We start from the raw sequence: 26,618 nt of genomic DNA on the forward strand, positions 1-26,618 counted from the left end.
CTCCTAATTTATACCCGCTATATCTTTAATATCATATCATAGATAAGCACTGATTTCTATATATCTGCATAATGTGCGGCCGTCATTAGCTCCGACTGGATTTGTGACGTTTTCGGTTTGCATGCCTGAATTACTAGCGTATCACCAGCACTGAGCACTGTCTTACCATTTGGGATAATCCGTTGTTCTCCCCGATAAATGGTAGTCACAATGCTGTTATCCGGCCACTGGAAATCAGCAATTTTCATCCCGTCCAGTTTGGAACCAGCATAGATGGTCACTAAAATTTCAATATCATTCTGGTGCGACACCTTTCGCTTACCAATGAAATTGTTAAACATTGCAGTATAGACCGGCTCACCATGAAGGCCATCCACCACTAGGTAGGCAACCATCGCGACGATCGCTAACGGCATTAAGTGAGCCAGTGAGCCAACCATCTCCGTAATTAGCAAAATTGCCGTAAAGGGAGCCTTACTAATGCAGGCGAAATAACCTGCCATGGAGTAAATGATAAAGTTTGGTAAATAACGGGCTGGAAGTAAGCCGAGCTTAACCATCAGTGCGCAGTAAACAGCACCAAAGGCCGCCCCTAACGTGAGAATTGGCAGGAAAATCCCCCCTGGCAGTTGTGAGCTATAACTGACCATCGAAAAAACAAACCGCAGGATAAATACACCCGCAAAAATTGTCAGTGAAAATGGCAAACTAGTCAGGTGGGTAATTAAAATGTTCCCACCACCCAGGGTAATCGGCCAGTACCATGCGATTGGTATTACTAGCAAGAACGGCAGGACCGGATAGGCAAAGGCCGGGAGCCACTTAATTTTGGCCGTCCAACTATCCAAGTGCAAGATCACAATTTGGTACAAGCGACCGAGCAAACCCAGAAGCAAACCCAACAGCAACAAGTGCCAGTACAAGTTTGTCGGTAACATGTGCTGGTAGTGGACACCCAACACCGGATGCAGGCCGAAGAAGGTCAAGGAAACCATGTTTGAGCAGAGAGCACTGACGAAGGTTGCCAACCAGATCACTGGTGAGAAATTATGGTAGACTTCCTCCAGAATGAAAATCGTGCTGGCAATGGGGGCATTAAAAGCAGCAGATAAGCCCGCGGCTGCCCCACTGGCAATTCCTATCCGACGGTTTAACTGGCCAGCGTGAAAGGTTTCGGCCACCCCCTGGCCAACTGTTGCTCCTAACTGAATGGAAGGTCCTTCACGACCAAGGTACAAGCCAGAACCAATTGCTAGAATCCCGCCAAAGAACTTCCGCCACAGGACCGGCCACCATTTTTCCTCAAACTGGCCGGTCAGTTGTCCTTCAACCTGTGGAATCCCAGACCCCTTGATGTTGGGGTAACTTTGCGTTAGCCACCCAAGGGCCAGTGCTAAAATTACCGAACCGATTGCCCACCAAATCAAACCGGTCGGGTGCTGGTGAAAGTACCGAAAGCAAGCCGTAACTAGGGTAAGTGAATGCTGGATTGCTAGTCGGAATAGACTAACCACTAACCCTGTTAGTAACCCAATTAAGATTGCCCTTAGGACTTGAACAAGCTGGTTGTGCTGGTAGGTAAAACTATCCTTGCGCATAAGAAAAAATCCTTTCAAATAATCTAAAGCTATGAGCAATTGTACTACAAAAATAATTTGGACACACATTTGAAGGATCAAATCCAAAAGGAACTGGACGTTGCAGAATACTGGTTAAATAAGTGAAAAAATTGATCTTTCCCGCATATCTTCTAAAAAACAAGGGCTCGTGACAAAACTAAGTTTCATCACGAGTCCTTGTTTCAGTTCCGAATATTACAGAAATATCGCGTGCCACAATCCCTTGGCAGTTAGGCCCGTTCACGGCTGAAACCGTGGCGGATTAAGTAAATAATTACCGCTAAAATTAATACCACTGCACCAACAATAACAGATACACGGGTGTCAGGGTTAATAAACATAAAGATAACAATGACAATCAACATAATGAATGCAAAGTAGTTAGAGAACGGATAGAGCGGCAATTTAAATGGGTGCTTAGCCATCAAGTCAGGATTGTTGTGCCGGAAACGCAATTCGGCCATCAGGATAACAAACCATGGAATCATCCCCGGTAAAACAGAGGAACTGAAGACAATCACAAACATGTTTGCCGTTGACTTGCTGTAAACTGAAGCAATAATATCAATGATAAACCCGATGAGGATCCCGCCAGAGATACCAAGAATCGCGGCATGAGGGACAACCCGCTTTGACAGGCGCCCAAAGATACTTGGTGCATCCCCTTCATGAGCCAGCTTAAACAGCATCCGACTTGAACTGTAAATTCCAGAATTGGCACCAGATAGGGCTGCTGTCAAAACAACAAAATTAATAATTGATGCCGCAGCTGTAATCCCGACCTTGGCAAATGTCGAAACAAATGGTGAACCAACACTGCTAAGCTTGTTCCATGGATAGATAGTCACAATAACAAAAATTGCACCGATGTAGAAAATTAAGATCCGGAATAATACCGACTTAACGGATTTAACAATTGCTTGCTGTGGGTTGGCAACTTCACCAGCAGAAATCCCCAGCAACTCAATTCCTTCGTATGAACCAACAATAATGGACATCGAGAAGAAGAAACCGGAAACGCCACCGGTAAAGAACCCACCATGGGCCCAGAGGTTGCTAAAGCCGGTCGGGTGACCACCATTCCCAAAGCCAAAGAAGATCACCATAAAGCCTAAAATGATCATAAAGATAATCGTAATAACCTTAATCATCGCAAACCAGAATTCCAATGACCCGTAAGCCTTGGCACTTGCTAAGTTGGCAAGAACAAGGAAGGCAATAATTACTAGTCCGGCAATCCATGTCTGCATATGTGGCCACCAATACTTAAGGTATTCAGTAGCCGCTACCACTTCTGACATTCCAACAACAATGTATTCAAAAACATTTGCCCACTTGGCAAGGTACCCAGCCAGTGGGTGAACATACTCGGTTGCATAGTCCGCAAACGACCCTGTTCCCGGGTTAACGTAAATCATTTCCCCCAGGGCCCGCATGACAATGTACAAAATTAACCCTACAAATGCATAGGCAAGTAAGACAGATGGACCAGTCCACTTAATTGTTGAGGTTGCCCCCATAAAGAGTCCAACCCCAATTGCGCCACCAAGCGAAATCATTTCCATTTGTCCGGCTGTCATCGAACGCCGTAACGCTGGTGCTGACTTCTTCATAACTAATCAGATTCCCTTCTCTTTATCTTTTATCAGTTTCAAAGTATATTATAAAAATGCAAATTTTTCCATATATTTTCTAATCTTTTTTTAATTTTGCGGTTAATTAACTGCTGATACTTAATATTTTTAATATAAAAAAGCTAGTCACATCAGATAATCCGTGACTAGCTAAATAATAATTATTAACTATTTAATTTTTAGCTTATCTCTTACTAAGTCCTGAACTTCTTCGACGGTAACGCAGTCATTAATTGCAGTTGCAGCTAATTGTGCACACTTACTGGTATCTAGCTTTCCCATCAGTGAACGGGTGCGAAGAATTGATGAAGCCGACATTGAATATTCATCGAGCCCCATCCCCATTAAAAGCGGAAGTGCCAATTTGTCACCAGCCATTTCACCACACATGGCAACCTTAGTGTGGTGACGGTGTCCAGCATCAATAACATGCTTGATCAAGCTGAGAAAGGCCGGATTGAGGGGCTGATAAAGGTAAGAAACCTCATCGTTCCCCCGATCGGCCGCAAAATTGTACTGAATGAGGTCGTTAGTGCCAATACTAAAGAAATCAACTTCTTTAGCCAGTTGGTCGGCATTGATTGCTGCCAGGGGAACCTCAATCATCATTCCTAACTTAATGCCGTCACCAAGGCCAGGACGCTCTTTTTGTAGTTCTGCCTTGCAATCATTAAAAATCTTCTTGGCGGCCCTTAATTCTGCTACCGTCCCAATCATTGGGAACATAATCGACAGCGGTCCATATTCCGACGCCCTAATCAACGCTCGCAACTGGACCCGGAAAATTTCTGGATGCTTTAAGCAGATCCGAATAGCACGGTAACCAAGGAAGGGGTTCATTTCACGGGGAAGTGGTAGGTATGGCAAAGGCTTGTCGCCGCCGATATCCAATGTCCGCACCACTACCGGCTTTCCTTGCATCCCAACTAATGCCTGCCGGTAAGCACGGTACTGCTCATCCTCGGTTGGCATATGGTCACTACCCATGTACAGAAATTCTGACCGAAAGAGGCCCACTCCATCGGCGCCCTGCCTTACCGCATCAGTAACATCACTTGGATTCCCGATGTTAGCACAGATTTCGAACCGCTGACCATCCTTTGAAATCGATGGTGCGTTAACCTTTTTCGACCATTCCTGCCGGGCCTGTTCCAGCTGCTTCGCTTTAGTAGTGAAAGCGGTAACTTCCTCTTGTGAGGGTTCAATTATAACGTTGCCATGCAGCCCATCAGCAACGATTAACTGGCCATCCTGCGTACTGTTCGTGATGTGATCAGTACCGACAACTGCGGGGATGCGCAAGGTCCGGGCCATAATTGCTGCGTGACTAGTCCGTCCACCAAGGTCTGTCACAATCCCCTTAATATACCGTACATCCATCTGAGACGTGTCTGACGGCGTAACTTCGTGGGCAACCAAAATTACTGGCCGGTCAATCGCTGCAATATCAGGCAGCTTTTTCCCTAATAGGTGGGCCATTGCACGCTTTGCAACATCCCGAACATCCCCTGCCCGTTCCTGGATGTAAGGATCAGCAACCTGGGAAAGCGTCCGGGCAAAGCGCCCCGTTACCCGGTCAACCGCTTCTTCAGCACAAACTTGTTGTTCAATTAACTGCTTCACTTGTTTTAATAATTCTGGATCAGAAAGAATCGTTATGTGGGCATCAAAGATTGCTAACTCATCCGTCGATAAACGTGTTTGCGCCCGCTTCTTTAACTTTTGTAGTTCATCAATTGACTCGTCAAAGGCCTGCATTACCCGCTTGTACTCAGTTAATGAGTTTGTTACCCGTCGTTTTTGATATGAAAGGTCGGGTTCTACTAGTCGGTATGCGGGAGCAATCCCGATTCCCTCACTAGCGGCAATTCCCTTGATCTCTTTTGCCATTCTTTTTCCTCCTTGGTACCGCCAATGATAAATATCACCAGCCATTCCATACTATTATAGCGCAGGTCGAATAAAAGCGAAGCGGTTTCATTAAGTTATGCGCGACAAAGAAGGCAGAAGGAGCTGTGACACAACCACGGTTAGGGCCTGCGACACGCAGTTAGTCTATTTAGTATGGCTTTCGTTAGCACGGAACGGGCTAGCGACTGTCCGTACCTAGACACTAAGGCCCTGGGTTGTGGCACGCGATATCTCTGTAATATTCGGAGCTAAAACAAGGGCCCATCGTCCGGTGATTTTACCGAACGGTGGACCGTTTTTTGATAGTTGTGAAAATTTTTTCGGCTTACTGCTGATTAATTGCACGATCAAATTGCTGGATCCACTGGCTACTATCTTGGGTAGTGAACTGGTAATCCTTGTATGCATATAGGGTTGCACCATCAGGCAGGGCATCATACCAGTCCGCGTGTTGGACGGTCGTGCTGTCCTTGCTGGTAATCCAATCCGAGCCATCCCAGTTAACATGGTGGGTCTGCCCCTGCGCATCTGTCCATACCGCGATGTGTTCGAGATCAACAGTTACCTGCTGGTTAACCGGTGTCTCAACCGGTGCACTAACCGGCTGGCTGATAACTGGAGCCGGATTAGTAGCAGGAACCGTCGTCGTGTTTGTTGCTGCATTAGCTGAGCTGGATGGTGCACTAGCCTCATTAGTATTTACCGCTGCATATTCATTAGTCGAATTAGCGGTCGCTGGCGCCGGTGTTTCGTTTTTAGCCTCTTCTTTAACTTGCTTATTTGCCTGCTTGTTGACCTTTTTATGGGTGTCCTTAACTACCTGGGTACTTGGTGTCTGGTGTGTCCGCTGGGTGGTCGTTGAATTGTTAGTGGCACAACCAGCCAGCCCACAAGCCATCAGGATTACCAATGCTCCATTTAAGTACTTGTTTGCTAACTTCATAATTGCCACGCCCCTCTCGCGTTTCACGTCCATTGTTAGCCTTATTTCTATTTCAATTGTAACATATTTGTAATCATTTTGTAATTATCTAGCTGCTATTTAAAATATAAAAAGCCCTAGTAGGAGGATTTCCCACTAGGGTTTTGTTTATCTAATTACCAAATTAACGGTTTTCGATGTCTTGACGAGCTTGTTCACTCAAGTTGTAGAATGAGTGGATACCCTTGTATTGGGCAACATCGCCAAGGTTGTCTTCGATCCGCATTAATTGGTTGTACTTAGCAAGACGGTCAGTCCGGCTCATTGAACCAGTCTTAATTTGACCGGCGTTAGTAGCAACAACCAAGTCAGCAATCGTCGTATCTTCAGTTTCACCAGAACGGTGTGAAACGATGGCAGTGTAGCCAGCTTCCTTAGCCATTTCGATGGCTTCAACAGTTTCAGTCAAAGTACCGATTTGGTTAAGCTTGATCAGGATAGAGTTAGCAGCACCCATCTTGATACCCTTCTTCAGGTAGTCAGTGTTGGTTACAAAGAAGTCATCACCAACAAGTTGAACCTTCTTACCAAGTTCCTTGGTAAGGGTTACCCAGTCATCCCAGTTGTTTTCGTCAATTGGGTCTTCAACGGAAACGATTGGGTACTTTTCAATAATGCCTGACAGGTACTTGATCCATTCGTCAGTGGTGTATTCTTCACCAGTTGACCAACGAAGCTTGTACTTCTTAGCGTCGTCGTCCCACAATTCGGAAGCAGCAACGTCAAAGGCAATGGCAATATCCTTACCTGGCTTGTAACCAGCATCCTTGATAGCCTTGATCAGGTATTCGAATGGTTCAGCGTTGTTAGCAAAGTCAGGAGCAAATCCACCTTCGTCACCAACAGAGGTTACCTTACCAGCGTCTTCCAATTCCTTCTTCAGGGCGTGGAAAGTTTCTGAACCCCAACGAATAGCTTCACGAACAGTTGGTGCACCAACTGGCATGATCATGAATTCTTGGAAGTCAACCTTGTTATCAGAGTGGGCACCACCGTTGATAACGTTCATCATTGGTGTTGGCAATACGTGAGCATTGAACCCACCAAGGTAGTTGTAAAGAGGTACTTGCAATTCATCAGCAGCAGCCCGAGCAGCAGCTAATGAAACGGCCAAGATAGCGTTGGCACCAAGCTTACCCTTGTTAGGAGTACCGTCTAACTTGATCATTGCCTTATCGATGGCGATTTGGTCAGTAACTTCCATCCCAACGATTTCCTTAGCAATAACATCGTTAACATTAGCAACGGCCTTTAATACGCCCTTGCCGCCAAAACGGTCCTTGTCACCGTCACGCAATTCAACGGCTTCGTGTTCACCAGTTGAAGCACCTGATGGGACGATCCCACGGCCAACACCGCCAGCTTCAGTGTAAACTTCTGCTTCAACGGTTGGGTTACCACGTGAATCAAGAACTTCACGTGCATAAATATCTGTAATAAGTGACATTTTGATGAATCTCTCCTCTGTCTTAATTTCGATAGCGATCGCGCTACTTCAAGTAACATTGTATTATTTTGCACAACTAAAAACAAGCATTTAATGGTTAACTATTTCTAAAAAAGTATTGGCATCAAGGCTGTCAACACCGACCAGCACCCCATCAATATCCTCGCGGGCCATCAAGCTGCTTGTATTTTCAGGGGTAACGCTTCCGCCATAAAGGATCCGTACATCGTCAGCAACGGCATCCCCATACATATCACTAATCGTTTGGCGGATTAGGTAACAACCTTCTTCAGCTTGGTCCGGATCGGCACTCTGCCCGCTGCCAATCGCCCAGTCTGGCTCATACGCAACTGTTACTTTACGAATATCGTCTTTACTAAGCCCCTTAAGGTCAGCTAATATCCGGCCGACAACCCAGTGTACCTTATCGTCTTTTGCTATCCGGCGACCCATTGTGTCATCACAGCAGACGATCGGACAGAGGCCGTTCTTTAGGGCCGCGGCAACCTTTTTATTAATTAACTGGTCGTCTTCGTGAAAGTAATTACGCCGTTCAGAATGGCCGAGGATAACATGGTGAATCCCTGCCTGGTACAGTGCATACGGGCTTGTTTCGCCAGTAAAAGCCCCCGCATCCTTGTAGTAGCAATTTTCGGCCATTAATTTTAATGGTGAGTTACCGGCAGCCCGCATCATTGGCATTAAACAGAGTGTTGGTGCTGCTAATGCTGTTTGGAGCTGGTCAGCAGGCGGTAATTGGTCTTTAATTTGGTCAACAAAAGCAACTGCCTCGTCAACCGTTTTATTCATTTTCCAATTACCCGCAATAATTGGAATCCGCATTTAAATGCCTCCTAAAAAAGGCGGAACCGCACCCGCAGTTACCGCCTTTTAATGATTAATTACTTTTCAGAAATTGCAGCAATTCCTGGTAATTCCTTACCTTCAAGGTAGGTTAAGGAAGCACCACCACCAGTTGAGATGTGGGTCAGCTTGTCAGCAACCCCTAATTGCTTAACAGCGGCAGTTGAGTCACCACCACCAACAATGGTTGTTGCATCAGTTAAAGTACCAAGGAACTTACCGATTTCAAGGGTACCCTTAGCAAAGTTTGGCATTTCGAAGACACCCATTGGGCCGTTCCAAACAACCGTCTTAGCATCCTTCAAAACGTCTTCGTATTGCTTGATGGTCTTAGGACCGATATCAAGGGCCATCCAGCCATCATCAATGTCGCCTTCAACAACCTTGGTGTCGGCATCGTTGTTAAACTTGTCAGCAACCACGTTATCGATTGGCAGAACCAGCTTATCGCCAGCCTTGTCCAAGATGTCCTTGGCAACATCAATCTTGTCCTTTTCAACTAAGGAGTTACCAATCTTGATACCCTTAGCAGCGTAGAAGGTGTAGGCCATCCCACCACCAATGATGATCTTGTCGGCCTTGTCTAACAGGTGGTCAATAACACCGATCTTGTCAGAAACCTTAGCACCACCAAGGATAGCAACGAATGGACGTTGTGGGTTATCAACGGCATCACCCAAGAACTTGATTTCCTTTTCCATCAGGTAGCCGGCAGCAGCCTTGCCTTCCATGTTAGTAGCAATACCAACGTTGGAAGCATGCTTACGGTGGGCAGTACCGAAGGCATCGTTAACAAAGACGTCACCAAGTGAAGCCCAGTACTTACCTAATTCAGGATCATTACCAGATTCACGCTTGACGTATTCGCCGTCCTTAACATCTTCGTAACGGGTGTTTTGAACTAACAGAACGTCACCATTGTTCATGTTATCAATGGCATCTTCTAATTGCTTGCCTTCCGTTACTGGAACAAACGTTACTGGCTTGTTCAGCAAGTTAGAAAGACGTTCAGCAACTGGACGCATTGACAGACCTGGCTTGTCTTCTTCCTTCTTAACCCGACCTAAGTGGGAGAAGAGGATTGCACGACCACCATGGTCAATTACGTACTTGATCGTTGGTAAAGCAGCCACGATCCGGTTATCATCGCCAACAACACCGTCCTTAATTGGAACGTTGAAGTCAACACGCATTAAAACTTTCTTACCTTCTAAGGGAAGGTCTTCAACAGTTAATTTAGCCATGTAAGTATTTAACCTCCTTGATAAAAAAGGCGGGCGGAGTTTCCTCCTCCCACCTTAAATTCATACCTTAAGCTTAGCTATGAATTACAGATTTGCAAAGTGAAGCAGAGTCCGGATCATGTTGCTGGTGAAACCGTATTCGTTGTCGTACCAAGCAACAGTCTTAACTAATTGTGAACCGTCGTCGCCTTCCATGATTTCAGTTTGTGAAGGGTCGAAGACAGAACCAAAGGTAGAACCAATGATATCAGTTGAAACGATTGGGTCTTCAGTGTAACCAAAGGCTTCGTTGCCTTCAGTAGCCTTCTTCATTGCATCGTTGATTTGGTCAACAGTAACCTTCTTGTCTAAGATAGAAACAAGTTCAGTTAATGAGCCATCAACAACACCAACACGTTGTGCGTGACCTGACAGCTTACCGTTCAATTCTGGGATAACCAGACCGATAGCCTTGGCAGCACCAGATGAGTGAGGAATAGTGTTGATGCTTGCAGTACGGTTGTTACGCATCTTCTTACCACGAGGGCCATCAAGGATAGCTTGAGTAGAAGTGAATGCGTGGATAGTAGTCATAGTACCAACCTTGATACCGAAGTTCTTGTTAAGGAAGTAAGCCATTGGAGCAAGGCAGCTAGTGGTGCAAGAACCAGCTGAAACGATCTTGTCGTCAGCCTTAAGAGTATCCAAGTTAACACCTGGTACAACAGTAGGAATGTTACCAGCAGGTGCAGAAATCAGAACACGCTTTGCGCCGGCGTCCAAGTGAGCTTGTGACTTTTCTGCTGAAGTGTAGAAACCAGTACATTCAAGTACGAAGTCAACACCGTCGTTCTTAACCCAAGGAATGTTCCGAGCATCGCGTTCTGCGTATACAGGGTATTCCTTACCGTCAACAACGATTCCCTTGTCAGTTGATGAAACTTCACCAGGGAACTTACCATGAGTTGAGTCGTACTTCAGTAAGTAAGCAAGCATTGAAGGAGTAGTCAAATCGTTGATAGCTACAACTTCGATGTCGTCAGTGTTAAGTTCGTGAATACGACGGAATGCCAAACGACCAATACGGCCGAAACCGTTAATACCAATTTTTACAGTCATACTGCAAATTCCTCCTTTAGGAAAAACATAATAAGTGTCCTTATCTGGCAAGCCGGATAAGACGGACTTGTTAAACAAGGTACAAAACTTTACGTTCTTAATAATACTCATCTTATTCTTAATTGTCTATTCAATCGCCTTATATTTTTGGATTTTTTCTATTGAAAACGTTATCTTGATTAAAAAATTCAAATAATGCTTGCAATTCATAAAATTATACGATAATATACTATTTGTTGACGCGCCCTTAGTGTAATGGATCGCACGTGAGATTCCGGTTCTCGAGATCCGAGTTCGACTCTCGGGGGGCGCATTTTTTTATTAAACAGCTGCTTGCTTCGGCTTAGCAGCTGTTTTTGTTTTTAAATGTTATTTAAACTAAAAAACCGCCTGCCAGTGCAGAACGGTCTTAATTATTGAATTACTTTTCTTCAGCTGGCTTTTCCTTTGCCCACTTACGAATAGCTTCAATCTTCTTTTCTTTTAATGCTCGCTTGTACTTAGGAGCAACTGGGCGACGGCCTTGTACGCCGTATGGGTGTGCTTTACGCATAAGTCATATGCCTCCTTATTCTGTACGTAAATTAATTAACGTTCCAATTATACCGGGCTCTGAAATAAAAAGCAACCCTTGCCAGAATTTGCCACAATATATTTCAACTCACCCTAGTAAAAAAATATTTTTTTGCTTTTTACTGCCGAAATTTTACCGGCCATAAACCCCTTCATGACGCGCAACTAGACATTTAGACTAGACCAATTAACGATTATTGATCAAAAATATTGATATATCAGGAATTGCAAAGTAGACCAGTTAGTTGTACCATTCATTATGTAATCAAAAAGATATTAAATATTGAATGATAAAAAGCACCGGGAGGAAGAAAATTATGACTAACACTAACAAATTAAACGTCTTTTTAACTAACACTGACTGGAAGGCACTGGACCAACAAATCGCTGATGTTGAGATGGACCTGCTTTGCGAAGACATCAACAAATAATAGGTTTATTAAAGAAAGACTGTGAGGAAGTTTATTTTCTCACAGTCTTTTTTTCTCCCTTAATTACGGCCCCTTCTGGCTGACTTCTGTAAAGCTTTTTTCTTTCCAATCATTATTAAGTCGGTATAATACCATTAGTGGTTAAATTTTTGCTTGCAAATTATTTGACCTTTTTTGACCAATCGAGTATAGTAATAATATCAGTTAGCAATTGCTGCTAACGAGTGCTAATTAACTAAGGAGGCTAATCATGAACTTAGTTCCAACTGTCATTGAGCAATCATCACGTGGCGAACGTGCTTATGATATCTACTCACGGCTCCTCAAGGACCGGATCATCATGTTATCAGGTCCAATTGAAGACGACATGGCAAACTCTATTGTTGCGCAACTGCTTTTCCTAGATGCGCAAGATTCAACTAAAGACATTTACTTATACATTAACTCACCTGGTGGTGTTGTTACCTCAGGGATGGCAATTTACGATACAATGAACTTCATCAAGTCTGATGTCCAAACCATCGTTATTGGGATGGCCGCATCAATGGCTAGTGTCCTTGTATCATCTGGGACAAAGGGTAAGCGGTTTGGCTTACCTCACTCTCAAGTCCTTATTCACCAACCATCTGGTGGTGCACAAGGTCAACAAACTGAAATTGAAATTGCCGCAACTGAAATTCTGAAGACCCGGAAGATGATCAATGAAATCCTGGCAAAGAATTCAGGTCAGCCAATCGAGAAGATCAACCAAGATACCGAACGTGACCACTACTTAACTGCCCAAGAAGCGGTTGATTACGGTCTGCTTGATGGGATCATGGAAAACAACTCTAGTTTGAAGTAATTTCAGTCAATAAAAAAGGGATCAGGAATTTCCTGGTCCCTTTTTTATTCCTAATATTTCAGTGCTGCTTTTAGTTTAAACTGTTTTAGCCGAACGCAACTCATCAGCATAAGCATTTAGTTTCCGCAGTCGGTGGTTAACTCCCGACTTAGAAATTGGCCCACCCGGAACAAGCTGTCCCAGCTCCTTTAAGCTAACTTCCTGGTGGTTCAACCGGGTTTGGGCAATTTCCCGCAGCTTATCTGGCAAACTGGCGAGTCCCACCGTATCCTCAATCAATTTAATATTTTCAATTTGGCGGGTAGAAGCATTAGCAATCTTGTTCATATTAGCGTTCTCACAATTAACCAACCGGTTCACCGAATTCCGCATGTCACGAACAATTCGGACATTCTCAAACTGGAGCATTGAATTAGTGGCCCCAATCAGTGACATAAAATCAGCAATTTTTTCCGCTTCTTTTAGGTAAACAATGAAGCCACTGCGGCGAGCCGTTGTCTGAGCGTTTAGGCCAAACTTATTCATCATCTGCGCAATCATCTCATTGTGTTCCTGGTAAAGGGAATAAATTTCCAGGTGGTAACGGGACGTCTCCGGATTATTAACTGAGCCCCCTGCTAAAAAGGCACCACGGAGGTAAGAGCGAACCATCCATTCATCCTTTAACATATCCAGTGGTACCTTTTCCTTAATTTGGAAATTCTGTAAAATTCCCAGGTCATCTAGTACCTGCCGGGCGGAATAACGAAGGCGTACAATGTATTGGTTATTCTTTTTTAGCTTCATCTTACGACGGACGACAATTTCACTTTCTACATGGTAGAATTCCTTCAAAAGAGAGTAAATTCGCCGGGCAATCGCTGGGTTCTCTGTCTGAATATTAAGAACTAGTTGACGGTTGGCAATGGCAATGCTCCCGTTCATCCGGATCAAGGCCATTAGTTCTGCCTGAGCGTTCTTCTGGTGAACCTTAATTGAAGTCAGTTCTTTTTTTACGTCACTTGCGTAAGACAAGCTAATCTCCTCCTTTAGTCGTGTACCTGGTGGAGCCGGTTTAACAACTCAGCCACCACGCGGTCGCGGTCGTGGAAGGCACCGTTGTCCCTCAACCGCAAGAAGTTGGAACTAATTACCCGGCAGCCCAGGTCACGGAGCCCTTGGAAGTCATGCCCAACCGGCTGTGAGATTTCGTTCCACTGTTTAAAGTCTAGGTAATTCTTTGGTACCGGCTGAATGTTAACCAGGACGGTATCAATAAAGTTTTGACTAAGGTGGCTATTTAAGACCCGCACATGGTCAGCGTCAGTAAAGTGATCCGTTTCACCCTTTTGCGTCATGATGTTGCAGATGTAAACGACCTCCGCCTTGCTCTTGCAAACGGCCGCACCCACTTCTTTAATCATTAGGTTAGGCAGGATACTCGTAAATAAGCTACCCGGGCCAATCACAATTTGGTCGGCCTCCTTAATAGCTTGGAGTACTTCCGGAACAGGTTTAATGGCGTGACCATCTTCATCATTCGATGGGGTGACCCAGACCCGCTTGATCTGCTTATGGGCCGCCGTAATTTCTGATTCCCCACTCAATGTGGTACCATCGGTAAATTCCGCGTTTAACGTTAGTGGTTCATTTGCTACCGGATAAATATGACCACGAATCTTCATCATCTCGGACAGTTCCTGAACTGCGGGAAAGATCCCGCCCTTCATTTCTGATAGCGCCGAGATAATTAAATTGCCGATCGCGTGTCCCGCGAAGAATTGGTCCGAACTATTAAAACGGTACTGGAATACATCTAACTCTAGTGATGGCAGCTCCGATAGCGCAACCAGTACGTTCCGGATATCACCAGGCGGAACCACGTTAATGTAGTCCCGGAGGATTCCCGAGGACCCACCATCATCAGCAACGGTGACAACCGCAGTAACATCAGCATTCTGATCCCGCAATCCACGAAGGACAACTGGCAAGCCAGTCCCCCCACCAATCACAACAATCTTTGGCTTATGGAACATTCTATCCCTCCTTCCTATTTTTTATTTGCCTTAGCAACATCCCGGTGGTAGAGGTTTACCCGGTAACCATCCTTTTTGAGGTCTTCGGCTAGCCGGTTAGCAATCGTTACTGACCGGTGTTGGCCCCCAGTGCAGCCGATTGCCACAGTTAAACTGCTCTTACCCTCCCGGATATATCCTGGCATCGCATTGCGAAGTAACGACAAGAGGTGGGCATAAAACTCCTGTGCCGTCTTTCCCTTCATCACGTAGTCTTGAACCGCCTTATCGTTACCAGTCAGGTGCTTTAATTCTGGAATGTAGAACGGATTCGGCAAGAATCGGGCATCCATCACAATGTCTGCATCAAGTGGTAAACCGTATTTAAACCCAAACGACATGATTTCGATAAAGAAGTTCGTCCCTTCACCATGACCAAACAATTTGTTAATCCGCAGCTTTAAATTGCGGGGAGTTAGGTCAGTGGTATCGATAATCACATCCGCATGGCTCTTCAGGTCACTCAACAATTGTCGCTCCATCTCGACCCCATCAAGGATCCGTCCCTGCCGTGCTAAGGGGTGTAGTCGACGAGTTTCCTTATACCGTGATACCAGTTTGACATTGTTTGCATCAAGAAAGAGAAGTTTTACCGCCAAGTCTGACCGCTTCTTCAGTTCATAGAGGGTTGGCAATACCTTGTCATAGAAGCCACGGGACCGCAAGTCCATCACCATTGCTAACTTGGTAAATTCGCCTGATTCCTGGATTACATCCACAAACTTTTCTGCCAGGCTTGGTAGCATATTATCAATTACAAAATAACCAAGGTCTTCAAAACTGTGGACAGCTAATGTCTTTCCGGCACCGCTCATCCCCGTGATAATTACCACTTTCATTTTCTCAGTCATTGCCAACTTCTCCTCTTCTTTTACAAGTACTTACCAATTGTACCACATCAACCCGGGCGTGTCTTTTAATGACAATTATTCAAGTTATTATTTTCCAGTAAGCTAATCGTTTTTTGATCAACAAACTGCTGAAGGTTGTCAATTGTCAGGTCTTCCTCGTCCTTAACCGCAATACCATGTTCCGCCAACAGGGCCGCAGTGACCCCCATTCCAGCAACCTTATTTCCGGAAAAGTGGCCATTATACACAATCCGCGTCCCACAAGCGGGACTTTTTTGTTTTAAAAAGGCAACTGTAATGTGGTTTCCCTGGGCAATTTTGAGTGCCATCTTTGCGGCCGCAAGGTATTGGTCCGTAACATCAACACCACGGCGGTTTACTACCCGGGCCTTACCAGCTAATACGTCTTTCCCGGTTCCACCAGCTATTTCTGCCGGTTCACGCGGTGTTGAAAAGCCGGCCATGATTTCAGGGCAAACCGTGATTGCCTTCCCAAGAGCGACTAGCTTTACCGCCAGGTCCTGCTGCACATTGCCGCCATCATAGCGGACATTGAAGCCCGCAAGGCACGCACTTACCAATATCATCCTGCTTCCTCCTTTTTTATTGATCTTAACATAAACGACACATGACGACGTGACATATATATCAAATGCAGTATACAAATAGGCCCACAGCCCGACAAAATACCGAACTCTGGACCTTATTTATACTCGCAGGACTGCCAAAGGCAACCACCTTCTGGTTAACTCCTGCTTCTTTTACTTTTTCTTTTTGACAGACCGTTCTTCAGCCCACTTTTTATCCCGGTCAAGCATCTTCTTAAGGTACTGACCAGTATAGCTTTCCTTAACCTTCGCCACATCTTCGGGTGTCCCCGTTGCAACGACGTACCCCCCTGCTTCGCCGCCTTCTGGTCCCAGGTCAATTAGCCAGTCGGCCGACTTAACAACATCTAAGTCGTGTTCAATTACTAAAACCGTATTGCCGGCATCAACCAACCGCTGGAGCACACTGAGCAGACGGTTAATATCGTCCATGTGCAACCCGGTTGTTGGTTCATCGAGGATATAGAAAGTTTTACCGTGGGATTGCCGGTGGAGTTCGGCTGCCAGCTTCATCCGCTGTGCCTCACCACCAGAAAGCGTCGTAGCAGGCTGTCCTAAGGTAACATACCCTAAACCAACGTCCTCAATAGTTTGTAGCTTCCGCCGGATTTTTGGAATCGCACTAAAAAACTTCAACGCCTCTGAGACCGTCATGTTTAATACCTGGGCAATATTTTTCCCCTTGTATTCGACTTCTAGTGTTTCGGAGTTATACCGGCTCCCGTGGCATACACTGCAAGGTACATAGACGTCCGGTAAAAAGTTCATCTCTATTTTCAGAATACCATCACCATGGCAGGCTTCACAACGACCGCCCTTCACATTAAAGCTAAAACGACCCTTCGTATAGCCACGAACCTTTGCCTGGTTGGTTTGGGCAAATAGTTCCCGAATATCGTCAAAGACACCGGTATACGTAGCCGGGTTGCTCCGTGGTGTCCGGCCAATCGGTGACTGGTCAATGTCAATTACCTTTTCAATATTCTTAATCCCACTAATTGAGCCATACTTACCAGGCTTAGCTGAGTTATGGTTCAACTTCTGGGCTAAGATCCGCTTCAGAATTAGGTTAACCAGGGTGGACTTACCAGAACCAGATACACCGGTCACACAAATAAACTTCCCCAGTGGAAAGTCAACATCGATCTGCTTGAGGTTGTTGGCAGCGGCCCCTTTCAGAACCAGGTGCTTACCATTACCGGCCCGCCGTTCTTCGGGAACCGGAATAAACTTCTTCCCCGATAAGTATTGACCGGTTAGTGACTTACGCGACCGCATAATCTGCTTTGGCGTTCCGGCCGCCATGACCTGGCCACCATTTTCACCGGCTCCCGGGCCAATATCAATGATGTAGTCAGCGGCCCGCATCGTATCTTCATCGTGCTCAACCACAATCAGGGTATTACCAAGGTCCCGCATTGCTTTTAATGAAGAAATTAGGCGGTCATTATCCCGCTGGTGAAGCCCGATTGATGGTTCATCCAGGACGTACATTACACCAGAAAGGTTAGAACCGATTTGCGTGGCCAACCGGATCCGCTGTGCTTCACCACCAGAAAGTGTCCGCGCAGAACGACTTAACGTTAAGTATTCCACACCAACATTCTTCATGAAGGTTAGCCGGTCGAGAATCTCTTTTAAGATCGGCCGTGCAATCTTTTCCTTTTGTTCTGAGAGCTTAATTCCCTTAAAGAAGTCAATCGACTTACTAATTGGCAGGTCTGAAATCTGACCAATATTTTGTCCATCGATCTTTACCGCCAATGCCCGCTGGTTAAGGCGGTAACCGTGACAGGTTGGACATGGCAACTCAGTCATGTACTTCCGCATCTGCTCACGGGTAAAGTCCGAATTGGTTTCCTTATAACGCCGGCCAACATTATTAATGACCCCTTCGAATGGGACATCAACGTCCCGGACTCCACCGAAGTCGTTTTCGTAGTGGAAGTGGAATAATTGGTCGCCATTACCATACAGGACCTGCTTTTGTTGCTTCTTTGGCAGTTTATTAAAGGGCGTATCCATGTCAATTCCTGCTGATTTACAGAATTGCTCCAGCAAAGCCGGGTAATACTGCGAAGAAATTGGGTTCCACGGTACCATTGCGCCCTCATTTAGGGTTTTCGTCCGGTCAGGAACAACTAAATCAACGTCAACTTCCAACTTTGAGCCGAGCCCTTCACAGTCAGGGCAGGCGCCCATTGGTGCATTGAAGGAGAACAGCCGTGGTTCCAGTTCGCCAACCGTAAAACCACAGACCGGGCAAGCATACTTTTCAGAGAATGGAATTGGGTCTCCACCAATCACATCAGCAATTGCATAACCACTGCTCAAGCGCAGGGCAGCCTCAAAAGAGTCAAAAAGGCGGGAACGGATCCCATCTTTAACAATGATCCGGTCGATGACAACATTAATGGTGTGGTTCTGGTTCTTATTCAATTCGGGAACCTCATCCAGGTCATAAGTTTCACCATCGACCTGTACCCGGACAAAGCCTTCCCGTTTAATTGTTGCTAGGACTTTCTTCTGGGTCCCTTTTTTAGCACGAACAACCGGTGATAATATCTGCAAACGGGTCCGTTCAGGCAACTCCAGCACCCGGTCCACCATCTGTTCAGCAGACTGGCTTGTAATTGGAATATTATCATTCGGACAGATTGGTGTCCCAACCCGGGCCCATAATAGCCGGAGAAAGTCATTGATTTCCGTTACCGTTCCAACCGTTGAACGGGGATTGTGGGAGGTCGTCTTCTGGTCAATCGAAATTGCCGGAGAAAGGCCATCAATGGAATCAACATCTGGTTTATCCATTTGCCCCAAGAACTGCCGGGCATATGCCGACAAGCTTTCTACATACCGCCGTTGTCCTTCGGCATAAAGCGTGTCAAAGGCCAGTGAACTCTTGCCAGAACCAGATAGCCCTGTTACCACGACCAGCTTATTCTTTGGGATCTTTACATCAATGTTTTTTAAATTATGGGCACGTGCACCATGAATAATGATTTTATCGTTTGCCAACGGGCACTTCCTCCTCTACTTAACCTTACGACCGGGTTTAGTCTTCTTCCCCGTCATCTGAGCCTTTAATTCCATTACCGTATCACGTAACGTGGCCGCCTGTTCGAAGTCAAGCCGCTTGGCCGCAGCCTGCATCTGCTCCGTCAATTCGGCCACCATCTTTGCCTGAGCATCCTTAGACAACTTAGCGAAGTCCTTCGTCGTAAACTCGCTGCTATCCTCTTTTTCACCAGTATCGTCAGTCTTCTTCGTTGCCGTAATTGCTTCCTGAATTGGTTTAACAATTGTGTGCGGCGTAATGTGGTGCTCTTCGTTGTATTTCATCTGGATAGAGCGCCGCCGCTTGGTTTCATCAATTGCCTTTTGCATGGATTCGGTTACCGTATCCGCGTACATGATAACCGCCCCATGTTCATTCCGGGCCGCCCGACCAATCGTCTGAATCAACGAACGTTCATTACGGAGGAAGCCTTCCTTATCGGCATCCAGAATAGCAACCAGTGAAACTTCCGGCACATCTAGACCTTCCCGCAAAAGGTTAATCCCCACAAGGACATCAAACTTACCGAGACGGAGGTCACGAATAATCTGGGTCCGCTCCAGGGTCTTAATATCACTGTGGAGGTATTTAACCTTCAGGCCGAGATCCTTCAGGTAGTCAGTCAAGTCCTCTGACATTTTCTTGGTCAGGGTAGTAACAAAGACCCGTTCGTGACGTTCAATCCGCTTATTGATCTCACCAACTAAGTTATCAATCTGCCCCATCACCGGCCGGACCTCAATTGTTGGATCTAGCAAGCCGGTTGGCCGAATAATCTGCTGGGCAATGTGGTCCGTTTGGTTCAGCTCATACGGTCCCGGTGTTGCAGACATATAAACCACCTGGTTGACCCGTTGCTCAAATTCATTCAGCTTTAATGGCCGGTTATCAAGGGCACTTGGCAACCGGAAACCGTAGTCAATCAGCATCTGCTTCCGAGCACGGTCACCATTATACATTCCCCGCACCTGGGGCATCGTTTGGTGGGACTCATCAACCACTAGCAAGAAATCCTTCGGGAAGAAGTCCAACAGGGTAAATGGCGGCTCACCAGGTTGGCGACCATCCATGTAGCGTGAATAGTTTTCAATCCCGTTGGTATAACCCATTTCCCGCATCATTTCAATATCATAAGTTGTCCGCTGCTGAAGCCGTTCTGCTTCCAAGAGTTTTCCTTCATCGGTAAACTTTTTAACCTGCTTTTTCATATCTGCTTCAATCTGTGGCAATGCCCGGTCCATCACCTCGTCACTGGTCATGAAGTGGGTAGCCGGGAAGATTGAAACCCGGTCACTGTCACCCAGTACCTCACCAGTCAGTGCGTCAACCTCCCGGATCCGGTCAATCTCATCACCGAAGAATTCGATTCGTAATGCCCGTTCGTCACGCGAAGCAGGGAAAATCTCTACCACATCACCGTGAACCCGGAAGCGACCACGTTGAAAGTCAATATCATTGCGGTCAAACTGAATATTAACCAGGTCACGAAGAAGCTTATCCCGCTCAATCTCTTGACCAACGTGGAGTGAAATAACAGAATTTTGGTACTCACGGGGGTCCCCTAAACCAAAGATACTAGAGACAGAGGCCACCACAATAACATCATTTCTTTCCAGAAGTGAGGTCGTTGCCGCATGACGGAGCTTATCAATCTCATCATTAATTGATGCATCCTTTTCAATGTAGGTATCACTGGAGGGAACGTACGCCTCAGGCTGGTAATAATCATAGTAGGAGACGAAGTATTCCACCGCATTGTGGGGGAAGAACTTCTTCATTTCCCCGTATAGTTGTCCGGCCAGAGTCTTGTTGTGCGACAGGATTAACGTTGGCTTATTGACGTTTGCAATTACATTTGAAATGGTAAAAGTTTTCCCGGTCCCCGTTGCCCCCAACAAGATCTGGGCCTTATCACCATCCTTGATTCCCTGCGTCAATTGCTTAATTGCTTCAGGTTGGTCCCCGGTTGGCTGGTAGTCAGAAACCAAGTCAAATTTCTTATCTGGCTGACGATAAATCACAAGTCGTTCCTCCCCAGTTTTATTTACTTTCCGTGATTGCTAATTAGCGCTAAAGCTTTGCTGCTAGTGCTATTAGCAACTCTTCATAAGACACATTTTAGTGTATCATGCAAACATGCATTCGTCTATTAATCTGAACCTTTGCTAAATGTCATTAACGCAAAAAAGGGAACGCAGCAAAAGCGATCACCGCTTCTGTCGCGCCCCCCATTATTAAACAGTTTCAAGAGCTCATTTCTCGTTTCTGTTATTAAATTTTATTCTTCGGCAAAGACTTGCAATGCCTTTTCAAATTCGGCTAACTTAGCGTTGGCTTTGTCAAGTGAATCAGCGCTAGTTCCAATGTAGAACTTCAACTTTGGTTCAGTCCCTGATGGACGAATAGCAATCCAGGTTTCATCATCCAGTACATACCGCAAAACATTGGATTCTGGAATTCCTAGCTCACTAACTTGACCATCAGCGATTGTCTTCGTTCCCTTAGAGAAGTCTTCAGTCACAACTACCTGGTGCCCAGCAAAGTCTGCCGGTGCTTCTTCACGGAACTTCTTCATCAGGCCTTGAATCTTAGCGGGGCCATCAACCCCGGCATAGGTATTAGCAATCGTCTTTTCGCGGAAGTAACCATACTTCTTAAAGAGTTCTTGCAGGCCATCATACAGGGTCATGTTCCGGCTCCGGTAGTAAGCGGCAACTTCGGCCAAGAGGGTCAGTGATTGGATAGCATCCTTATCACGAACGAATGGCTTGATCAGGTAACCGTAACTTTCTTCGAAACCAAACATGAAGGTGTGGTCAGCCTTCCCTGTTTCATATTGGTGGATTTGATCAGCAATCCACTTGAAACCAGTCAGGACATTGATCATTGAAACGCCGTAACTTTCGGCAATCTTTGCTGCAAAGTTTGTTGAAACGATCGACTTAACAGCAGCCGCATTCTTTGGCAAGGTACCAGCCTGCTTGTGAGCTTCGAGAATGTAGGCCAGCATGATTGAAGCAATTTGGTTACCAGTCAACAGTTGGTACTCACCATTTGGTTGACGGACAGCACACCCCAGCCGGTCGGCATCAGGGTCGGTTGCAATTAAAACGTCAGCGTCAATCTTCTTACCGAGGGCAATGGAGCGAACGAAGGCTTCAGGGAATTCTGGGTTAGGGTGTTTCAAACCAGGGAAGTCACCATTTGGCTGAGCTTCGGTTGGTTCAATCGTAAAGTTGGTGAAACCAGCTTGACGAAGGGCCCGTTCACCAAGCATCCGGCCAGTACCACAGAGTGGCGTGAAGACAAACTTCATGTCCTTACCGTATTCCTTAGCCAGCTCAGGGTTAACCGTGACTTCCTTAGCAAGCTGCAGGTAAGCGTGGTCAACATCTTCACCCATGATAACTTCTAAGCCATTGTCGAGCATTTCTTGTTCGTCAGCCAGCTTGATGTCAAAGATATCGGCGATTTTACGAATGTAGCCAGTCATCATGTCAGATTCCTTTGGTGGCATTTGGCCCCCATCCTCGCCGTAAATCTTGTAGCCATTGTATTCCATTGGGTTGTGACTAGCAGTAATCATGATCCCCGCATAGGTCTTATTGTGACGAACGGCAAATGATAATTCGGGTGTTGGCCGAACATTATCGTAGATGTATACCTTAATGCCATGGGCACCCAATACCCGGGCAGAGTCGTGGGCAAATTTGTATGAGTTGTGACGGGAGTCGAAACCAATTGCAACCCCCCGTTGCTTGACTTCATCGCCAAGCGAATCCATCAAGGTAGCCAGTCCTTCAGTTGCTTGACGAACCGTGTAGACGTTCATCCGGTTGATACCAGGACCCATCAAGCCCCGCATACCAGCAGTACCAAATGACAATGGGCCATAAAAGGCATCTTCAATTTCCTTCTCATCGCTCATTGCGTCTAATTCTTGCTTCAGCTTTGGATCGAGGTCAGTCCGCTCTTTCCATACTTGGTATGTGTCTCTCCAGCTCACAATAAAGTCTCCTTTGCTTCTTTAATCTGTAACCAGTATACCGCATCTCATTGCTCCTGCGTAGCTTTACTATCAATTTTACTAAAATTTTACTAGAAGATTAAAAAGAAGCAAGACAGAAAGTTATTAGGAAACCACCTGTCTCGCCTCTGTAGCAAATTTTTAATTTAAGCCCTTAATATATTGGTAAACTTCTTGGCCGGCAATCGCACCATCACCCACCGCAGTCGCAATTTGACGGAGCGGCGTTTCACGAACATCACCAATGGCGAAGATACCAGGAATACTGGTCTTCATCTCATTATCGGTTTTAACCCAGCCCTGGTCATCAAGCACGCCGAGGCCCTTGAAAGGAGCCGTCATTGGAACCGTGCCGACATAAATGAAGGCACCTGCGGCGGAAATTTTACCATCTTCACCGGTCTTATTGTTATGTGTCTTCACACCGGTTACCTTAACATCGTCACCTAAGATTTCCGTCACGTTGGTGTTAAACACAAATTCCATCTTCTCGTTCTTTTCAGCTTCATCCTGGAGCATTGGCTGAGCACGGAGAACGTCACGACGGACCACCACCGTTACCTTTGAAGCAAATTGGGTCAGGTAGATTCCTTCTTCAACTGCGGAATCACCACCACCAACTACGACCAGGTGCTTGCCCTTAAAGAAGGCTCCATCACAGACGGCACAGTAGGAAACGCCACGACCACTAAACTCTTCCTCACCTGGTACGCCAAGCTTGCGGTGGTCAGACCCGGTCGCAATAACTACCACTGGTGCAATGAAGGTGTCACCCATATCAGTAGTCACCTTCTTTTGCTGACCATCAGCCTCAATCTTTGTCACGGTCCCGTAAGCATATTCCGCACCAAACTGGGTAGCACCCTGGTACATCTTCTCGGCTAATTCTGGCCCTTGAATATCTTTAAAGCCAGAGTAATTAACAATTGACGCGGTATTATTAAGGTTTCCACCAAAAGAACCCCGGTCTAACATTACTACTTTTAAATTAGCACGCGATGCGTAAAGCGCGGTGGTCATCCCACCAGGGCCGGCACCGATGATAACCACATCGTACTTCTTTTCTGCCATGATCTGTTCCTCCTCACGGTTTTAGTTACTAATTATGATAATAATAACTTCCCGGTTTGTCTATTCCTTTGCTCCCCACAAAGATTGATTATTGGTTCAAACACTGCCAAAACTTTAAGCTGAAAAAAAGGGACCGTGACATAGTCCTTTTATATAGATGAAAATCGAACAGCGCGGTACACAAATGAGGTCTAGAGCCCGTCAAAAGACGAACTCTAGACCTCTATTTGTGCTCGCGGGGGCTCGAAAACGAAGTCGTAAACGACTTCTGTCTCGCGCCCTCTCAGTCTCCTAAAAATATCACTACTTTTTACTACTCTTCTTGTCCTCAGCGGCTAACTTTGCGCCAAGTTCCTTAATGTAGTCACGTAGTTCATCCTTAACTTGTGGATGTTGCAAACCATATTCAATGTTGGTCTTAACCCAGCCAAACTTGTTACCAACATCATAACGGTCACCCTTGTATTCACGGGCAAAGACACGCTGCGTTTGGTTTAAGGTGTCAATGGCATCAGTCAGTTGAATTTCATTACCCTTACCTGGCTTTGTCTTTGCTAAAACATCAAAAATTTCAGGGGTAAAGACATACCGGCCGATAATTGCCAAGTCACTAGGTGCATCCTTTGGGGCAGGCTTTTCAACAAAGCTAGTAACATTGTAAAGACCCGGAGTGACTTCCTTACTTGGGTTGATTACACCATACTTAGCGGTATCTTCGTGTGGTACCCGCATTACCGCTAAGGTTGAAGCACCTGTTTGGTGGTAACTATCGATTAATTGCTTAGTCAGTGGTTCACCATTGTTGTTAATGTTGTTCAGGTCGTCACCGAGCATTACAACGAATGGTTCATCACCGATAAAGTCACGCGCCGTCAAAACAGCATCCCCTAAGCCACGCGGGTGGGATTGACGAATAAAGTAAATGTTAATGTCCGTTGTTTCTTCAACCAACTTCAACATTTCATCCTTGTGCTTTGACCGTAAGTTATCTTCCAATTCAGGGTTGGAATCAAAGTGGTCTTCAATTGAGCGCTTATTCTTCCCGTCAACAACCACGATGTCTTCGATACCTGACTTACGGGCTTCTTCAACAATAAACTGAATTGTTGGCTTATCAACAATCGGCAACATTTCCTTAGCTAATGCCTTTGTTGCGGGCAGAAAACGGGTTCCTAAACCAGCAGCAGGGATAATTGCCTTTCTAACACGTTTCATAACCATAAATCCTTTCGTTACTTCAGTTTCTCTCTATGGTATTTTACCATACTTATTCAATCTCTGATGTTAAGTCCCGGTTCATCAGCTGGGAAATTGCATCCTTGATCCCTTTACCCTCGTAAAGTACTTCGTAAAGTGATTCGGTGATCGGCATCTTCACTTGCCGCTTCCGGCTTAATTCGTAGGCCGCCTTGGTAGTGTAGACCCCTTCAATCACCATTCCCATGTTCTTAATTACGTCATCAAGTTTTTGGCCTTGACCAAGCTGGTAACCAGCCCGCCAATTACGAGAATTCTTACTTGTAGCGGTTACCACTAAGTCACCGACACCAGAAAGGCCGATAAAGGTCATTGGGTTAGCACCAAATGCAACCCCCAACCGGCGGATTTCTGCAAGGCCCCGGGTAATAAGTGCCGCGCGAGCATTATCATGGTAGCCAAGTCCCTGGAGAGCTCCAGCACCAATTGCGATAATGTTCTTCAAAGCGGCACCAAACTCGGCACCGATCACGTCATCATTGGTATAAACCCGGAAGTATGAATTACTGAAAAGCTGTTGAACCTGCTTAGCTAGTTCAATATCTTCACAGGCCGCCGTTACCGCAGTCATATCCTTAATTGCAACATCTTCCGCATGACTAGGTCCTGATAGGACAACAATCCCTGCCCGGTGTTCAGGGGCAATTTCTTCCGCCAGCATTTCTGATGGCCGCTTGTAGGTATTTTGCTCCAGGCCCTTCGTTGCGTGAATAAGCAGTGGCTTTTGGTCTAGTTCACCAAGAATTTGGTTCAGCTTGCTAGCAACCTGCCGTAAGCCCTTGGTTGGGATAACAATCAAGATAAAGGCTGCCCCAGCAACTGCCTCCTTCATATCAGTTGTTGCAACCAACTTATCAGAGTAAACCAGGTTCTTCATGTAAGCCGGGTTAACGTGCTCAGTGTTTAATTGATCCACCTGCTGTTGGTTACGTGCCCATAGAGTCACAGAATGACCATTTTCGACCAACATGTTTGCTAACGTGCTACCCCAGGAGCCAGCACCTAATACCGCAATTTTTTCTGCCATAACTATTCTCCTCAAAAT

At 45.8% G+C, this 26,618-nt stretch carries 20 protein-coding genes and 1 tRNA gene; 2 read left to right on the plus strand and 19 right to left on the minus strand.

From position 1 onward, the window contains the following. Nucleotides 1-56 precede the first annotated feature (56 nt). The 8 genes from QOS07_RS02090 to gap form a co-directional block, all read right to left on the minus strand. On the minus strand, nucleotides 57-1,598 hold the full coding sequence (locus QOS07_RS02090; RefSeq protein ID WP_283587354.1) for a ClC family H(+)/Cl(-) exchange transporter: 1,542 nt from the start codon (nucleotides 1,596-1,598) through the stop codon (nucleotides 57-59). A 251-nt stretch (nucleotides 1,599-1,849) separates the two neighbouring features. Further along, entirely contained in the window at nucleotides 1,850-3,232 is a 1,383-nt protein-coding gene (locus QOS07_RS02095) for an amino acid permease (protein WP_283587355.1), read from the minus strand. A gap of 189 nt (nucleotides 3,233-3,421) precedes the next feature. Continuing rightward, nucleotides 3,422-5,143 carry a phosphoenolpyruvate--protein phosphotransferase gene (ptsP, locus tag QOS07_RS02100; protein WP_283587356.1) on the minus strand — a complete coding sequence of 574 codons (1,722 nt, stop codon included), beginning with the start codon at nucleotides 5,141-5,143 and terminating at the stop codon, nucleotides 3,422-3,424. Between the two features lie 346 nt (nucleotides 5,144-5,489). After that, nucleotides 5,490-6,107: a hypothetical protein gene (locus tag QOS07_RS02105; RefSeq protein ID WP_283587357.1), complete on the minus strand. Its 618-nt coding sequence runs from the start codon at nucleotides 6,105-6,107 to the stop codon at nucleotides 5,490-5,492. Between the two features lie 163 nt (nucleotides 6,108-6,270). Further along, nucleotides 6,271-7,593: a phosphopyruvate hydratase gene (gene eno / locus QOS07_RS02110; RefSeq protein ID WP_283587358.1), complete on the minus strand. Its 1,323-nt coding sequence runs from the start codon at nucleotides 7,591-7,593 to the stop codon at nucleotides 6,271-6,273. 90 nt (nucleotides 7,594-7,683) lie between these two features. Then, nucleotides 7,684-8,436, minus strand: coding sequence for a triose-phosphate isomerase (tpiA, locus tag QOS07_RS02115; RefSeq protein WP_283587359.1), 753 nt, complete (start codon nucleotides 8,434-8,436; stop codon nucleotides 7,684-7,686). A 59-nt stretch (nucleotides 8,437-8,495) separates the two neighbouring features. Further along, nucleotides 8,496-9,701: a phosphoglycerate kinase gene (locus tag QOS07_RS02120; protein ID WP_283587360.1), complete on the minus strand. Its 1,206-nt coding sequence runs from the start codon at nucleotides 9,699-9,701 to the stop codon at nucleotides 8,496-8,498. An 84-nt stretch (nucleotides 9,702-9,785) separates the two neighbouring features. Further along, nucleotides 9,786-10,799 carry a type I glyceraldehyde-3-phosphate dehydrogenase gene (gap, locus tag QOS07_RS02125; RefSeq protein WP_062814087.1) on the minus strand — a complete coding sequence of 338 codons (1,014 nt, stop codon included), beginning with the start codon at nucleotides 10,797-10,799 and terminating at the stop codon, nucleotides 9,786-9,788. 241 nt (nucleotides 10,800-11,040) lie between these two features. On the opposite strand from gap, the gene QOS07_RS02130 reads away from it, so the two are divergent. Further along, nucleotides 11,041-11,112, plus strand: a tRNA-Arg gene (locus QOS07_RS02130). Between the two features lie 108 nt (nucleotides 11,113-11,220). On the opposite strand, the gene QOS07_RS02135 is transcribed toward QOS07_RS02130, so the two are convergent. Then, nucleotides 11,221-11,352, minus strand: coding sequence for a hypothetical protein (locus tag QOS07_RS02135; protein WP_261313294.1), 132 nt, complete (start codon nucleotides 11,350-11,352; stop codon nucleotides 11,221-11,223). A gap of 701 nt (nucleotides 11,353-12,053) precedes the next feature. On the opposite strand from QOS07_RS02135, the gene clpP reads away from it, so the two are divergent. Continuing rightward, entirely contained in the window at nucleotides 12,054-12,647 is a 594-nt protein-coding gene (clpP, locus tag QOS07_RS02140) for an ATP-dependent Clp endopeptidase proteolytic subunit ClpP (RefSeq protein WP_283587361.1), read from the plus strand. Between the two features lie 75 nt (nucleotides 12,648-12,722). Here clpP and whiA read toward each other — a convergent pair whose 3' ends face one another. The 10 genes from whiA to QOS07_RS02190 form a co-directional block, all read right to left on the minus strand. Continuing rightward, a complete protein-coding gene (gene whiA, locus QOS07_RS02145) occupies nucleotides 12,723-13,661 on the minus strand; it encodes a DNA-binding protein WhiA (RefSeq protein WP_283587362.1) in 939 nt (312 codons plus the stop codon). Nucleotides 13,662-13,675: 14 nt separating this feature from the next. Continuing rightward, nucleotides 13,676-14,662 carry a gluconeogenesis factor YvcK family protein gene (locus tag QOS07_RS02150; protein ID WP_283587363.1) on the minus strand — a complete coding sequence of 329 codons (987 nt, stop codon included), beginning with the start codon at nucleotides 14,660-14,662 and terminating at the stop codon, nucleotides 13,676-13,678. A gap of 14 nt (nucleotides 14,663-14,676) precedes the next feature. Continuing rightward, a complete protein-coding gene (gene rapZ / locus QOS07_RS02155; RefSeq protein ID WP_283587364.1) occupies nucleotides 14,677-15,552 on the minus strand; it encodes an RNase adapter RapZ in 876 nt (291 codons plus the stop codon). A 65-nt stretch (nucleotides 15,553-15,617) separates the two neighbouring features. After that, complete coding sequence (locus QOS07_RS02160) at nucleotides 15,618-16,139, minus strand: DUF523 domain-containing protein (RefSeq protein ID WP_283587365.1); 522 nt, start codon at nucleotides 16,137-16,139, stop codon at nucleotides 15,618-15,620. 174 nt (nucleotides 16,140-16,313) lie between these two features. Further along, a complete protein-coding gene (gene uvrA, locus QOS07_RS02165) occupies nucleotides 16,314-19,178 on the minus strand; it encodes an excinuclease ABC subunit UvrA (RefSeq protein ID WP_283587366.1) in 2,865 nt (954 codons plus the stop codon). Between the two features lie 15 nt (nucleotides 19,179-19,193). Further along, the gene (gene uvrB / locus QOS07_RS02170) at nucleotides 19,194-21,239 is read right to left on the minus strand and encodes an excinuclease ABC subunit UvrB (protein ID WP_283587367.1); all 2,046 of its coding nucleotides are present in this window, start codon (nucleotides 21,237-21,239) and stop codon (nucleotides 19,194-19,196) included. 257 nt (nucleotides 21,240-21,496) lie between these two features. Next, entirely contained in the window at nucleotides 21,497-23,224 is a 1,728-nt protein-coding gene (locus QOS07_RS02175) for a phospho-sugar mutase (protein ID WP_283587368.1), read from the minus strand. Between the two features lie 162 nt (nucleotides 23,225-23,386). Next, nucleotides 23,387-24,316 carry a thioredoxin-disulfide reductase gene (gene trxB, locus QOS07_RS02180; protein WP_283587369.1) on the minus strand — a complete coding sequence of 310 codons (930 nt, stop codon included), beginning with the start codon at nucleotides 24,314-24,316 and terminating at the stop codon, nucleotides 23,387-23,389. A gap of 303 nt (nucleotides 24,317-24,619) precedes the next feature. Further along, nucleotides 24,620-25,531, minus strand: a complete 912-nt coding sequence (gene galU, locus QOS07_RS02185) for a UTP--glucose-1-phosphate uridylyltransferase GalU (RefSeq protein WP_283587370.1) — start codon at nucleotides 25,529-25,531, stop codon at nucleotides 24,620-24,622. A gap of 52 nt (nucleotides 25,532-25,583) precedes the next feature. Then, nucleotides 25,584-26,600: an NAD(P)H-dependent glycerol-3-phosphate dehydrogenase gene (locus tag QOS07_RS02190; RefSeq protein ID WP_283587371.1), complete on the minus strand. Its 1,017-nt coding sequence runs from the start codon at nucleotides 26,598-26,600 to the stop codon at nucleotides 25,584-25,586. Between the last annotated feature and the right edge of the window lie 18 nt (nucleotides 26,601-26,618).

It is taken from the genome of Limosilactobacillus viscerum (assembly GCF_947387525.1).
Classification (GTDB): domain Bacteria; phylum Bacillota; class Bacilli; order Lactobacillales; family Lactobacillaceae; genus Limosilactobacillus; species Limosilactobacillus viscerum.